The organism is Comamonas sp. E6 (assembly GCF_001010305.1).
Taxonomy (GTDB): Bacteria; Pseudomonadota; Gammaproteobacteria; order Burkholderiales; family Burkholderiaceae_C; genus Comamonas; species Comamonas thiooxydans.
In genome coordinates this window covers 280237-293756 of sequence record NZ_BBXH01000007.1, presented here as the reverse complement: position 1 = coordinate 293756, position 13520 = coordinate 280237, and the positions used below count along the sequence as shown (strand labels likewise).

Below are 13520 nucleotides of genomic sequence, written 5' to 3'. Positions count from 1 at the left end.
TCTTCGGCTGCGAAGGTGGAGGCAACGGCTTATAGTGTCTGTCCACCAACGGCCAGAGACAGACTCAGCATGTACCGCTACCTCATCATCGAAGACGATGCGCTCAACGCGCGTTACATCGCTGAAGGGTTGCGCCAGCAAGGCGCGCATGTCAGCGTCTGCGGTGACGGCGTGCAAGGCATTGCACAGGCCGTTGGCGAGAACTGGGATGTCATCATCCTCGACCGCATGTTGCCCAATGGCTTTGACGGGCTGCAGATTCTGCAGACACTGCGCTCCATGGGCAAGCAGACGCCGGTGCTGGTGCTCAGTGCCTTGTCTGCCACGGACGAGAGAGTGCGCGGGCTCAAGGCCGGCTGCGATGACTATCTGACCAAGCCCTTTGCATTTTCCGAGCTTTCGGCAAGGCTCGAAGCCCTGGTGCGCCGCGCCCAGATCCCGGCTCCCACGCGCGAGATGCAGGTGGCCGATCTGCGCGTCAACCTGATTTCGCGCAGCGCCGAGCGCGCCGGCCAGCCGCTGTCGTTGCAGCCGCGCGAGTTCCGCCTGCTGGCGTTCCTCATGCAGCACGCGCACCAGATCGTCACGCGCACCATGCTGCTGGAGTCGGTCTGGGATTACCGCTTCGATCCGCAGACCAATGTGATCGACGTGCACATCAGCCGCCTGCGCAGCAAGGTGGACAAAGGCTTTGCCACGCCTCTCATTCATACCGTGCGCGGTGTGGGATACAGCCTTTCGGACCAGCCGCAAGACCTGCCCGAGGTGGTCTGATGATGCGCTCCAGACCCTGGAGTTCGCTGGCCTTCAGGCTGGCACTCAGCTATGGCGGCCTCCTGGTTCTGACCATGGCCATTGTGCTGGCCGTCTTCTATGTGCAGACCGTGGGCGTGGTGCGGGTGAGGCTCGACAAGCAGGCTGAAAACCATGTGCGCAGACTGACCGAGCACTCGGCCAAATACGGCCCCGGAGCGCTGGAAAGCGAGATACTGCAGACCATTCGTGACGGTGTGAATACCGACACGGAAATCCTCATTCTCATGAACCCGCAGGGCGAGACCATTGTCAGCAATGCCGAGGTTTATCCTCCGCGCAAGCTCAGCATCATGGGCGTGCGCGAGCTGACCGTGAAGCGCAACGGGCGGCTTATGGTGGGCCGGGTTGCCGTGGTCGAAATGCCCAATGGCAATCTGCTGGCCGTAGGCAGCGACATGCAGCTGCAGCGCGACATGGAGGAGCTGTTCGGTCAGGCCAGCTTGCTGGCGGCCGTTGCAGCCTGCATCATGGCCCTGATCGGTGCCATGGTCTTCAGGCGTGTGGTGGATGAGCGCGCGGCAGCCATTCGCAACACCATGTCGCGCGTTGCGGCGGGCGATTTGCGACAGCGCATTCCGGTCGATCAGCGCGGCGATGAATTCACGCTGCTCAACCGCGATATCAACGCCATGCTCGATCGGCTCGAGCAGTTGATGGAAGGCATACGTCATGTCTCCAACAGCATTGCGCACAACCTCAGAACGCCGCTGACGCGCATCCTGCTGCGCCTGCGCAACGCGCAGCAGGCCAGCCCCGAAATGCAGTCCGCCACGCTGGCGCTGGTGGCCGAAGAAGTCGCTGAACTCGGTGTGGTGTTCGAGAAGCTTTTGCAGATTGCCGAAGTGGAAAGCGGAGCCAGCCGCAAGAGCTTTGCGCCGGTTGATCTGCAGGCCTTGCTGGTCGATGTGGTGGACTTCTACGAGCCGCTGGTGGAAGACGCCGGCGGCATTCTCAGGCTGGATGTGCAGCAAGGTGTTCAGGCCCTGGGCGATGGTGACTTGTTGGCCAGCGCCGTCTCCAATCTTGTTGATAACGCTATCAAATACGGAGCGTCATCCGATGATGTTCATGGCGCTGACGTGCTGCTGCGTGCGGCCCCGGCGCAGGAGCAGGGCAGCGATGGCGTATGGGGGGTGGAGATCACCGTGCAGGACCAGGGACCGGGCGCAGATCCTCAGACTCTGGAGAAAATGACTACCCGTTTCTATCGCGCAGAATCGGATCGCCCAGGCTACGGACTGGGCCTGGCCAGTGTGCTGGCCATTGTCCAGCTGCATGGCGGCAAGCTCAGTTTTCACAACGCCAATCCGGGCATGGTGGCGCGCATCTGGCTGCCTGCCGTGGCCGATGTCTGAAGCGCTGCCCAGAAGCTTTCAGATCTGCGAAAGCGCCTTGTTGCCGTAGGCACAGAACCCCGGTTTGGGCCCCTTCTTGGGATGCAATCTGCAGGTCTCCGGGCGCTTTTCATAGACCGTGCAACGGCGCGTGTTCTTGTCCAGAAAGTTGCAGTCTCCACCTGCCCGGCGGGCCATGGTGAAGATCTCGTGCTTGGGGTTGAAGTGGTCGATCAGGCGCATCTTCAGCAGCCGCTTGGCGATCAGCTTGGGATCGATGTTTTCGACCTCGAACGGGTCCACCAGTTCCAGGCGCACCAGATCAGGCAGGCGTACCTCCAGCGGCATGGTGCAGCAATTGGCTGCGCAGCTGTCGCACATGCCGGCCTTGTACTTGCTCCAGGTTTCCAGGCGGTCGACGTCAACAATGCGGATGGAGGATTTCATTTCGGGTGGGGCACTTCTGGGAGAAGCGCGATGCTGCCATGAGATGTCGATGTCTGCCTTGCGCCATTGCTATGAGCAGACCCGGCTCATGGGATTGAGCCGGCTGCGCAGCAGCCTACACTGCACAGGCATATCACCATCCACGGGAGAACGATTTTGGCAAGCCAAACCACGCTTTACTACGCAGCTGGCACCTGCGCGCAGGCCGTACTGATTGCGCTTTATGAGGCCGATGCCCAGTTCACGCTCAAGACGCTGAGCTTTGCCGACAACGAGCAGCGCAGCCCCGAATACCTGAGCATCAACCCCAAGGGCAGGGTGCCCGCGCTGGCCACGGAACGCGGCGTGCTGACCGAAACTCCTGCGCTGCTGCTGTATGTGGCGCAGACCCATCCGCAGGCAAGGCTGGCGCCGCTGGATGACCCTTTTGCGCTAGCGCAGATGCAGGAATTCAATGCCTATCTGGCATCGACCGCGCACATCGCCCACGCCCACCGTCCGCGCGCCTCGCGCTGGGCCGACGACGAGGCCGCCCAGGCCGCCATGCGCGCCAAGGTGCCCCAGAACATGCGCGACTGCTTTGCTGTGATCGAAGAGCATTATCTGGGCGACAAGACCTGGGTGATGGGCGAGCAGTTCACCGTGGCCGACGGCTATCTCTACACCGTGGCCGGCTGGCTCAAGGGCGACGGCGTGGACATCGCCGAATTCCCGCGCGTGGCGGCCCATTTCGAGCGCGTGAAGGCCAGGGCTTCGGTGCAGAGGCTGGGCTGACGGCATCTCAAATGCCGGACGTGAAGGGATAAGAAATACGCCTGCCAGCGTATCGGTGAATTGCCATAGCGCTTGTGACGAGGGCTGTGGCAGGCCTGATTGCGTCCCAATGGGAGAGGGCCATAGGCTCTCTTCACGGTACGCGATAGCGCGATCACTCGCTCAAAAAAGTGGACAAGGAAATCATGGGTCTGAGCCAGGCTGGCACCTACAGGGTCCAGGCCATGGGTAGTGGACCGGTGCCGGAGAAGGAAAAAAGCCTATTCGGCAGAAATCATCGAAAAGGTGAATGACGTGTTCGAGGTCGAATTGACCGACTGTGAGCAACTTCTGTATGTCGGTGGTGTGCTTAAGGGCCAGTTGTTGTAAGAGCAGATGCTGATCAAGCGGTCTGCAAGGAGCAGTTCAACAGCTCACCGGATCTGCGCAATTCGCTGTGCAACACCATCATGAATGGCCTGGGGTGATCGGCAAATAAGGTGCAACTAGACATTGAGTTCCGAGTGGCTTCCGTGTATCTGGGCAACTTTATGCAATGCTGAAGGCAAAGGCGGATTTGGATTCCCGGAACCAGCGTAGTTCCGCTGCAGCAGCACGGCCCAGAGCTGGCAAATCCCATCTTGTGAACATCGGGTGTGATGCTGAAATTGCTCGAATTTCAACGCAAATCAGCCTGAAGCGATCTCCTGGTAGCCGCTAGCCGCTATCAGATCCATGGCCTCGGTGCTCTTGGCTTTGGCCACAGTGGCAGGCGTGTGCCTGATCCTGGACCGTCCCGGGGTCTCCAGAACCACTCTCCCCTTGGCGCACATGCATGGGCCATTGCGTGCGCTAGGCGTTTTCACACTGCTTTTGATCCGTGACACGGTATTTGTCATCCCCTTTTAAGCTAGGGAAAACAATGATTTTGGATATATTTATTTTTAAAGTAATACGTGCCATATTCATCCAAAATCATAAATGCCCGTTCCCACGCGGGCCCTGTGAAGGATCTTGCGATGGCAGAACGCTCGTTTGTCGAAGAGGTCAAGAAGCTCCGCCTGGGCGCGGGCGAGGTATTCCACGGCGAGGGCATCCTGGCAGTGACAAAGGCTCTGCTGGAGTCGGGCGTGAACTATGTCGCGGGCTACCAGGGCGCGCCCATCTCGCACCTGATGGACGTGCTGGCCGATGCGCAGGACATCCTGGCCGAGCACGGCATCCGATTCGAGAACAGCGCCAGCGAGGCCACGGCCGCCGCCACGCTGGCCGCGTCGGTCAACTACCCGTTGCGTGGCGCCGTGACCTTCAAGGCCACGGTGGGCACCAACGTGGCGTCCGATGCGCTGGCCAACCTGGCCTCGGGCGGCGTCAAGGGCGGCGCGCTGGTGATCGTCGGCGAGGACTATGGCGAGGGCTCGTCCATCATGCAGGAGCGCAGCCACGCCTTCGCGATGAAGTCGCAGATATGGCTGCTCGACCCGCGCCCCAACCTGCCGGGCATTGTGCAGGCTGTGAAGGACGGCTTCGAGCTGTCCGAGGCCAGCAACACGCCCGTGATGCTGCAGTTGCGCATCCGCGCCTGCCATGTGCACGGCCAGTTCACCGCCAGCGACAACCGCCGGCTGGCCTACACCATCGAGCAGGCCATGGCCCGGCCGCAGCGCGACGTGGACCGCATCGTGCTGCCGCCGGCGAGCTTCCTGCACGAGCAGGAAAAGCTGAAGCAGCGCTGGCCGGCTGCCGTGCGTTTCATCGAGGAGCGTGGGCTCAATGAGTTCTTCGCCGAAGGCGCGGACGACATCGGCATCGCCTGCCAGGGCGGCAGCTACAACACGCTGATCCGCGCGCTGCAGCAACTTGATTTGGCCGATGCCTATGGCAACACGCAGATTCCGCTGTATGTGATGAACGTGGCCTACCCGCTGGTGGATGGCGAGCTGCTGCGCTTTTGCGAGGGCAAGCGCGCCCTGCTGGTGGTGGAAGAAGGCCAGCCCAACTTCGTCGAGCAGAACGTGGCGACCATCCTGCGCCAAGCCGACTCGGTTACCCAACTGCATGGCAAGGACGTGCTGCCCGCCGCAGGCGAGTACACCACGGCCGCCGTGCTCAAGGGGCTGCGCGCCTTCCTCGAAGCACATGGCCGGCTGCAGCCGCAGCCCGCGCCGCGCAAGATCATTCCGCTGCAACCTGCTCCGCCCGAGCCGGAGCGCCCGATCGAGGCCAGCGTGCAGGCGCGCCCGCCGGGCTTTTGCACCGGCTGCCCCGAGCGGCCGATCTTCACCGCCATGAAGCTGGTCGAGCGCGAGCTGGGCGAGCACCATGTAAGCGCCGACATTGGCTGCCACCTGTTCTCCATCCTGCCGCCCTTCAACCTGGGCAACACCACGATGGGATACGGCCTGGGCGCCGCAGGGGCGGCGGCCTTCAATCCCCCGCAGCCGAAGGAAGGCGGCAAGCGCGTGATCTCGGTCATGGGCGATGGCGGCTTCTGGCACAACGGCCTGACCAGCGGCATCGCCAACGCGGTGTTCAACAAGAGCGACAACCTGACCATCGTCGTCGACAACAGCTACACCTCGGCCACCGGCGGGCAGGACATCCTCTCGTCGGCGGCACAAAACCCCACGCGCAGCACCAACCATGCGATCGAGAAGGCGGTGCGCGGCGTGGGCGTGAACTGGGTGAAGACCGTGCGCCGCACCTATGACTTGAAGACCATGGTCGGCACGCTGCGCGAGGCGCTGACCACCAAGGAGCAGGGCCCCAAGGTGCTGGTGGCGCAAAGCGAATGCATGCTCAACAAGCAGCGCCGCATCAAACCGCAGCAGCGGGCCGCGGCGGCGCGCGGCGAGCGCGTGGTGCGCGAGCGCTTCGGCGTCGATTCCGACACCTGCACGGGCGATCATTCGTGCATCCGACTCTCCGGCTGCCCGTCGCTGTCTATCAAGCCCAACCCCGATCCGCTTCGCACCGACCCGGTGGCGACCGTTATCGACAGTTGCGTGGGCTGCGGCCTGTGCGGCGAGGTGTCGCACGCGGCCGTGCTCTGCCCCTCGTTCTACCGCACGCAGATCGTGAGCAACCCCACGCGCTGGGACCGCCTGCGCCAGCGCCTGCGCGGCGCCGTGATCGGCTGGCTGCAGGGCCGCGACCAGCGCCGCCTCGACCGCCATGCCTTTTGAGCTGACACTGCCATGAAAACCCAACCCATCAAGATTGCGATCCTCGCCATGGGCGGCGAGGGCGGCGGCGTGCTGGCCGACTGGATCGTCGACCTCGCGGAGCACAACGACTACATCGCCCAGACCACCTCGGTGCCCGGGGTGGCGCAGCGCACCGGCGCCACCATCTACTACGTCGAGCTGTACCCGGCGGAGCAGGCGCGCCGCGACGGGGCGCAGCCCGTGCTGGCGCTGATGCCGCTGCCGGGCGATGTAGACGTGGTGCTGGCATCCGAGCTGATGGAGGCCGGCCGCGCGGTGCAGCGCGGCCTGGTCACGCCGGACCGTACCACGCTGATCTCCTCCACGCACCGCGTCTATTCCATCGCCGAGAAGACGGCCATGGGCGACGGCCGCGTGGACGACGCCCAGTTGCTGGCCCATGCCGGGCGCGCCGCCAGGCGCTTCGTGCGCTTCGACATGGCCGCGGCTGCGCAGGCCAGCGGCAGCGTGGTCAGCGCCGTGCTGTTCGGCGCGCTGGCGGGCACGGGCGTCCTGCCCTTCAACCGCGCGCAGTTCGAGGCCACGATCGAGCGCGGCGGCGTGGGCGTCAAGGCCAGCCTCGGGGCCTTTGGCGGCGCATGCGATCAGGCGCAGCAGGCGGACAGTGCATCGCCTGCAACGGCAACAGCCGCAGTCGCCGTGGCCACGCCGCGCGATCCCCAGGTGGCGGCGCTGCTGCAGCGCGTGGAGCAGGGCTTTGCGGCCGACGCGCGACCAGTGATCATCGAGGGCGTGCGCCGCATGCTCGACTACCAGGACCCGGACTATGCCGCGCTCTACCTCGACCGCCTGGCGCGGGTGCAGGTGCTGGCCGAAGGCTCCGGCCTGCTGCTGCGCGAGACGGCGCGGCATCTCGCGCTGTGGATGAGCTACGAGGACACCATCCGCGTGGCCGACCTCAAGACGCGCGCCCAGCGCTTTGCGCGCGTGCAGTCCGAGGTGGGGGTGCAGCAGGGCCAGCAACTGGCGATCAATGAATTCATGCACCCGCGCATCGAGGAGATCTGCGAGACCCTGCCGGCCGGCCTGGGCCGCTGGCTGCAGCGTCCGCATGCCGTGCACCGCCTGCTGGCGCGCTTCACGCGTGAGGGCCGGGTGGTTGTCACCAGCTCGCTGCGCGGTTACCTGTTGCTGTGGGGCCTGTCGCGGCTGCGCGGCATGCGGCGGCGCACGCTGCGCTACGAGATCGAGAACACGCGCATCGAGCAGTGGCTGGCGCACATCGAAGCGGCCGCGCAGCACAACCCCGCGCTGGCGGTGGAGGTGGCGCAGTGCCAGCGCCTTGTGAAGGGCTACAGCGACACCCATGCGCGCGGCCTGGCCAACTACCTGCACCTGATGGACGCGGTGCGCGTAGCGGGCCGGCGCCTGGCCCCGGCCACGCTGCGCGAGCTGCGCGAGGCAGCGCTGGCCGATGAACACGGCAAGACATTGCGGGCCGCGCTCGCGCGCCATGCCCTGGCCTGAAGGAGAACCTCCATGGAAACGATTGCTGTCGAAGTCGTCGCCGCCGACCAACTGAATCCGCTGATCCGCCGGCGCGGCGAGAACATTTCATCCTACGAGGTCGAGCAGGTGCTGCTCAGCCACCCGGCCGTGGCCGTGGCGGCGGTGTTTCCGGTGAAGAGCGAGCTGGCCGAGGACGAGGTCATGGCCGCCATCGTGCCGCGCGAAGGCGCCGCGCTGGACCCGGTGGAGCTGGTGCGCTTCTGCGAGCCGCGCATGGCGTATTTCGCGGTGCCGCGCTACCTCGAATTCATGGCCGCGTTGCCCGCCACCGAGAACGGCAAGGTGCAGAAGTTCAAGCTGTGCGAGCGCGGCATCACCGAGCAGACCTGGGACCGCGAAGCGGCCGGCATCCAGCTCAAGCGCTGACCCGAAGGAGCTTCCATGCGAGCTTTGCCCTTCCTGAAACGATCTTTGGCCCTGCTGCTGTGCAGCGCCTGCCTGGTCTGCGGCGCAGCCGCGCAGGATGCCTATCCCGGCAAGCCCATCCGCATCATCGTGCCCTTTCCACCCGGCGGCGGCAGCGACCTGGTGGCCCGCACCGTGGCGGCGCGCCTCGGTGAGCGCTGGAAGGTGCCCGTCATGGTGGACAACAGGCCCGGTGGCAACACCATCATCGCTGCCGAGGCGGCCGCCAAGGCGGCGCCAGACGGCTATACGCTGTTCGTGGCCATCGATTCCACGCTGGCCATGAACCAGAGCCTGTACGGCAAGCTGCCCTACGACCCGGCCAGGAGCTTTGCGCCGGTGACGCTGGCCATCACCATGCCCATGGTGCTGGCGGCGCACCCGTCGGTCAGTGCACGCACGGTGCCCGAGTTGCTGGCGGCGGCGCGCGCGCAGCCCGGCAAGCTGGCCTATGCGCATGGTGCCATGCCGGCGCAGGTTGCGGGCGAGGTCTTCAAGAGCGCGACCGGCGCGGACCTGCTGGCCGTGCCCTACAAGGGCGGCGCGCCAGCGATGACGGACACGGTGGGTGGCCAGGTGCCGTTGATCTTCGATGCGCTGGGCCCGGCCATGCCCTACATCAAGGGCGGCAAGGTGCGGGCGCTGGCGGTGACCAGCGCGCAGCGCAACCCGCTGCTGCCCGATGTCCCCACGCTGGCCGAATCCGGCGTGCCCGGCGTCGATCTGCTCACCTGGATCGGCTTCGTGGTGCCGGCCGGCACGCCCCAGCCCGTCATAGCCAGGCTGCACCAGGAATTGGCCAGCATCCTGCAGATGCCGCAGACGCGCGAGCTGCTGTCCGGCGTGGGCATGACGGTGGTGGCCGGCACGCCCGAGCAGTTCGCGCAGACCATCCAGGGCGACACCCAGAAATTCGGTCGCATCATCCGCGCGGCCGGCATCAGGCTGGACTGAACATGACCGCATACATCCGACGCAGGGGCTACGAGGGCGTGGCGCTGGCCGTGCCCGTCACCGTGCCCTACGAGCGCTACTCCATCCGGGGCGCGCACTGGTTCCTGGGCCAGGCCGTGCGTGGTCTGCTTGCAGGCAGCGGGCTGGCCAAGGAGCAGATCGACGGCCTCACGGTCAGCAGCTTCTCGCTGGCGCCCGACACGGCCGTGGGCGTGACCCAGCACCTGGGCCTGTCGCCGCGCTGGCTCGACCACATCCCCACCGGCGGCGCCTCGGGCGTGATGGCGCTGCGCCGCGCGGCCCGCGCCGTGCAGTGCGGCGACGCCGAGGTGGTGGCCTGCGTGGCGGCCGATACCAACCATGTGGATTCGTTCCGCCAGACGCTGGGCGCGTTCAGCGACTTCGCCCGCGACGCCAGCTATCCCTATGGTGCGGGCGGGCCGAACTCGATGTTCGCCTTCGTCACCGCGAGCTACATGCGCAGCTACGGCGCGCGGCGCGAGGATTTCGGCCGCATCGCGGTGGCCCAGCGGGCGAACGCGCTGTGCAACCCCAACGCGCTGTTCAAGAAGCCGCTGACCCTCGATGAGTACATGACGGCGCGGCCGATCTCCGATCCCATACACCTGTTCGACTGCGTGATGCCCTGCGCCGGCGCCGAGGCCTTCCTAGTGATGGCGCCCGAGCGAGCGCGCGACCTGGGCCTGCCGCATGTGCTGCTGCGCGGCGCGATCGAGCGCCACAACGCCTATGCCGACGACCCGGTGATGCTGCGCGGCGGCTGGCGCATGGACTGCGCCGACCTGTATGCCCAGGCCGGCTTCGCGCCGCAGGACATCGACCTGCTGCAGACCTACGACGACTACCCGGTGATCGCGATGATGCAGATCGAGGACCTGGGCTTTTGCGACAAGGGTGAGGGCCCGGCCTTCGTGCGCGGGAACGACCTGACGTATGCCGGCGACTTTCCGCACAACACCAGCGGCGGCCAGCTCTCGTGTGGGCAGGCGGGCGCGGCCGGCGGCTTTCTCGGCATGACGGAGACCCTGCGCCAGCTCACCGGCCAGGCCGGCGAGCGCGGCGTGGCGGGCGCGCGCACCGGGCTGGTGGGCGGATTCGGCATGGTGACCTACGACCGCTGCCTGTGCACCGGGGCGGTGATCCTGGAGACAAGCGAATGAAAGACCCCCACGTTCGGCACTGCGTGTGCTCACTGCCCCCCGAGGGGGCGCGGCGCTCTCCTAGGGGCGCCCCGGCGGAGGCGCCATGACCATGCCCTTCATCAAGCCCCCGCGCAAGAACCCGGTGCTGCGCACCCCGCAGATCAACCTGCCGCCAGCCGCGCGCGGCCGCGTGGCGCTGGGGCTCACCGCCGCGGCGGCCGAAGGCCGCTTCGCGCTGCAGGTTTGCGCCGACTGCGGCGCCGTGCAGTACCCGCCGCGCGAGGCCTGCCACCGCTGCCTGTCGCCCGAGCTGCCGTGGCAGCCGCAGAGCGGCGCAGGCGAGCTGCTGGCCACGACCACGCTGGCCCACAGCAACGACCTGTATTTCCGCGAGCGCCTGCCCTGGCGCCTGGGCATGGTGCGGCTCGACGCAGGCCCCAGCGTCATGGTGCACCTGCATGGCGAGGTGGGCGAAGCGCCCCAGCGCGTGCGCGTCGGCGCACGCCTCGACCGCGCCGGCCAGGCGGTGGTGATCGGATACCCCGAGAAAGGAACGGAGAACATGGCTGACGACCCCATGCTGCGCGAGATGGCCAGCGACCCGAAGTACCGCAAGGTGCTGGTGACGGACGGCAAGTCCGCCACCGGCCAGGCCGTGGCCCATGCAATGGTCAAGGCCGGTGCCGACCTCGTCTGGGTGGGCCATGCCGAGCCCTGGAAAAAGCTGCCGGGCCTGGCGGAGCTGGCGGCCCTGCCGCAGGTCGCGCTGGTGCCGCTGGATGTGACCGACGAGCGCTCGGTCAGTACCCTGGCCGGCCAGATCGGCGGCAAGGTCGACATCGTGGTCAACACCGCCGAACTGCACCGTGGCTTTGGCATCGCCGCGCGGCGCGGCACCGATGTGGCCAAGGCCGAGATGGAGGTCAACTACCTCGGCCTGCTGCGGCTGGCGCAGTGCTTCGGCCCGGCGCTCAAGGGCCGCGCGGCCGACGGCGCCACGCATGCCACGGCCTGGGTCAACCTGCTGTCGATCTATGCGCTGGCCAACTTCCCGCCGCACGGCACCTTCTCGGCCTCCAAGGCCGCAGCGCTGTCGCTGGCGCAGTGCCTGCGCGCCGAGATGCGGGCGGCGGGAATCCGCGTGGTCAACGTCTTTCCCGGCCCCATCGACGACGAATGGAACCAGAACCTGCCGCCGCCGAAGCTGGCGCCGGCCGCGCTGGCCTCGGCCATCGTGAAGGCGCTGAAAGAGGGCGTGGAAGACATCTACCCCGGCGACGTTGCCCAGGAATGGCTGGAGCGCTGGCGCCACAACCCCAAGGTATTGGAGCGCGAAATCGCCGCAGGAGGATATTGACATGCAGACCCCCCTCGAACTCCTTGGCGGCATGGCGCTTGCCATCGCCACCGGCCGCATCCGCATCGTCGACCTGACGCAGACGCTGAGTCCCGACTTCCCCGCCATCGCGCTGCCGCCCGAGATGGGCCAGTGCCAGCCCTTCCGCATCGAGCAGATCTCGGCCTACGACGAACGCGGCCCCGGCTGGTACTGGAACAACTTCTCCTGCGGCGAGCACACGGGCACGCACTTCGACGCGCCCATCCACTGGATCTCAGGGCGCGACCTGCCCAACAACGCGGTGGACAGCATCCCGCCGCAGCACTTCATCGCGCCGGCTTGCGTGATCGACTGCAGCGCCCAGGCGGCGGCCGACCCCGACTACCTGATGGGCGTGGCCGACATCGAGCGTTTCGAGGCCGCGCACGGCCGCATTCCCGAGGGCCACTGGGTGCTGATGCGCACCGACTGGGCGCGGCGCTGGTCGCAGGCGCGTGATGCCGTGGCCTTCCAGAACTTCGACGCCAGTGGCCAGCACACGCCCGGGCCGGACACTGAGGCCGTGCGCTTCCTGGTCGAGCGGCGCGGCGTGCTGGGCTTCGGCACCGAATCCATAGGCACCGACGCCGGCCAGGGCTACCACCTGCGCCCGCCGTACCCTTGCCATTCGCTGATGCACGGCGCCGGCAAGTACGGCCTGCAGTGCCTCACCAACCTCGACCAGTTGCCGCCCACCGGCGCGCTGGTGGTGGCGGCGCCCTTGAAGATCGAGAACGGCAGCGGCAGCCCGCTGCGCGTGCTGGCACTGGTGGAGGGCAAGGCATGAAGCCCAACAAGATCGCGGCGGTGACGGGCGGCAGCGCCGGCATCGGCAAGGTCATCTGCGAACAACTGCTGGAGCAGGGCTACGAAGTCGTCTCGCTCGCGCGACGGCGCACCGAGATAGCCCATCCCCGGCTGCACAGCATCGAAGTAGACCTGGCCGACCGCGCTGCTACGGCCGAGGCCGTGCAGGCCATGGTGCGGCGGCACGAGGTCACCACCATCGTGCACAACGCCGGCGTGATCCGCGCCGCGCTGCTGCCCGACGTGAAGCTCAGCGACCTGGATGCGCTGGTCGACCTGCACCTGGGCTGCGCCGTGCAGATGCTGCAGGCGGCGCTGCCGGCCATGCGCGCGCGCCGGTTCGGCCGCGTGGTGCTGCTGTCGTCGCGCGCCGCGCTGGGCCTGGCCACGCGCACCAGCTACTCGGCCACCAAGGCCGGCATGCAGGGCATGGCGCGTACCTGGGCGCTGGAGCTGGCGCCCGAGGGCATCACCGTCAACGTGGTCGCGCCCGGGCCCATCCGCACCGACATGTTCTACGACGTGGTGGAGCAGGGCAGCGACCGCGAGCGCCAGCTCGCCGCCTCGGTGCCCGTGCGCCGGCTCGGCGAGTCGGCCGACGTGGCGCGCGCCGTCGGCTTCTTCGCCGATGCGGCCAACAGCTTCGTGACCGGCCAGGTACTCTACGTCTGCGGCGGCACCAGCGTCGGCAGCCTGGCACTGTAGGACCATTTCCAGGAGCATATTG

11 protein-coding genes and 1 pseudogene are annotated in these 13520 nt (G+C 66.7%); 11 read left to right on the top strand and 1 reads right to left on the bottom strand.

Annotated features, from left to right (window positions below):
- The first annotated feature begins 69 nt into the window (after positions 1-69).
- Positions 70-774, top strand: a complete 705-nt coding sequence (locus CSE6_RS05635; RefSeq protein ID WP_003065317.1) for a response regulator transcription factor — start codon at positions 70-72, stop codon at positions 772-774.
- A complete protein-coding gene (locus CSE6_RS05630) occupies positions 774-2171 on the top strand; it encodes a HAMP domain-containing sensor histidine kinase (protein WP_059440061.1) in 1398 nt (465 codons plus the stop codon). The genes CSE6_RS05635 and CSE6_RS05630 overlap by 1 nt, the downstream gene beginning before the upstream one ends.
- An 18-nt stretch (positions 2172-2189) precedes the next feature.
- Here the strand turns inward: CSE6_RS05630 and CSE6_RS05625 are convergent, their stop codons facing one another.
- Positions 2190-2597 (bottom strand): YkgJ family cysteine cluster protein, encoded by a 408-nt coding sequence (locus tag CSE6_RS05625; RefSeq protein WP_059440060.1) that lies wholly within the window; start codon positions 2595-2597, stop codon positions 2190-2192.
- 156 nt (positions 2598-2753) lie between these two features.
- Between CSE6_RS05625 and CSE6_RS05620 the strand changes: the two genes are divergently transcribed.
- From CSE6_RS05620 to CSE6_RS05580, 9 genes and pseudogenes are all read left to right on the top strand, one after another.
- Positions 2754-3371, top strand: coding sequence for a glutathione S-transferase family protein (locus CSE6_RS05620; RefSeq protein ID WP_059440059.1), 618 nt, complete (start codon positions 2754-2756; stop codon positions 3369-3371).
- A 998-nt stretch (positions 3372-4369) separates the two neighbouring features.
- On the top strand, positions 4370-6535 hold the full coding sequence (locus tag CSE6_RS05615) for an indolepyruvate ferredoxin oxidoreductase subunit alpha (RefSeq protein WP_059440157.1): 2166 nt from the start codon (positions 4370-4372) through the stop codon (positions 6533-6535).
- A gap of 12 nt (positions 6536-6547) precedes the next feature.
- Complete coding sequence (locus tag CSE6_RS05610; protein WP_059440058.1) at positions 6548-8044, top strand: indolepyruvate oxidoreductase subunit beta family protein; 1497 nt, start codon at positions 6548-6550, stop codon at positions 8042-8044.
- A gap of 60 nt (positions 8045-8104) precedes the next feature.
- Positions 8105-8452, top strand: a pseudogene (locus CSE6_RS05605) (ATP-dependent acyl-CoA ligase); the annotation flags it as partial.
- A gap of 15 nt (positions 8453-8467) precedes the next feature.
- The gene (locus CSE6_RS05600) at positions 8468-9445 is read left to right on the top strand and encodes a tripartite tricarboxylate transporter substrate binding protein (protein ID WP_059440056.1); all 978 of its coding nucleotides are present in this window, start codon (positions 8468-8470) and stop codon (positions 9443-9445) included.
- 2 nt (positions 9446-9447) lie between these two features.
- Positions 9448-10626 (top strand): thiolase family protein, encoded by a 1179-nt coding sequence (locus CSE6_RS05595; RefSeq protein ID WP_059440055.1) that lies wholly within the window; start codon positions 9448-9450, stop codon positions 10624-10626.
- An 85-nt stretch (positions 10627-10711) separates the two neighbouring features.
- Positions 10712-11965, top strand: coding sequence for an SDR family NAD(P)-dependent oxidoreductase (locus CSE6_RS05590; protein ID WP_059440054.1), 1254 nt, complete (start codon positions 10712-10714; stop codon positions 11963-11965).
- 1 nt (position 11966) lies between these two features.
- The gene (locus tag CSE6_RS05585; protein ID WP_059440053.1) at positions 11967-12773 is read left to right on the top strand and encodes a cyclase family protein; all 807 of its coding nucleotides are present in this window, start codon (positions 11967-11969) and stop codon (positions 12771-12773) included.
- Positions 12770-13498 carry an SDR family oxidoreductase gene (locus CSE6_RS05580; protein WP_059440052.1) on the top strand — a complete coding sequence of 243 codons (729 nt, stop codon included), beginning with the start codon at positions 12770-12772 and terminating at the stop codon, positions 13496-13498. The genes CSE6_RS05585 and CSE6_RS05580 overlap by 4 nt, the downstream gene beginning before the upstream one ends.
- Positions 13499-13520: the final 22 nt, after the last annotated feature.

Bases quoted from the DNA above. Each gene is read 5' to 3' on its own strand.
- CSE6_RS05635 (WP_003065317.1), top strand. From the start codon at position 70: ATGTACCGCTACCTCATCATCGAAGACGATGCGCTCAACGCGCGTTAC.
- CSE6_RS05630 (WP_059440061.1), top strand. From the start codon at position 774: ATGATGCGCTCCAGACCCTGGAGTTCGCTGGCCTTCAGGCTGGCACTC.
- CSE6_RS05625 (WP_059440060.1), bottom strand. From the start codon at position 2,597: ATGAAATCCTCCATCCGCATTGTTGACGTCGACCGCCTGGAAACCTGG.
- CSE6_RS05615 (WP_059440157.1), top strand. From the start codon at position 4,370: ATGGCAGAACGCTCGTTTGTCGAAGAGGTCAAGAAGCTCCGCCTGGGC.
- CSE6_RS05610 (WP_059440058.1), top strand. From the start codon at position 6,548: ATGAAAACCCAACCCATCAAGATTGCGATCCTCGCCATGGGCGGCGAG.
- CSE6_RS05600 (WP_059440056.1), top strand. From the start codon at position 8,468: ATGCGAGCTTTGCCCTTCCTGAAACGATCTTTGGCCCTGCTGCTGTGC.
- CSE6_RS05595 (WP_059440055.1), top strand. From the start codon at position 9,448: ATGACCGCATACATCCGACGCAGGGGCTACGAGGGCGTGGCGCTGGCC.
- CSE6_RS05590 (WP_059440054.1), top strand. From the start codon at position 10,712: ATGACCATGCCCTTCATCAAGCCCCCGCGCAAGAACCCGGTGCTGCGC.
- CSE6_RS05585 (WP_059440053.1), top strand. From the start codon at position 11,967: ATGCAGACCCCCCTCGAACTCCTTGGCGGCATGGCGCTTGCCATCGCC.
- CSE6_RS05580 (WP_059440052.1), top strand. From the start codon at position 12,770: ATGAAGCCCAACAAGATCGCGGCGGTGACGGGCGGCAGCGCCGGCATC.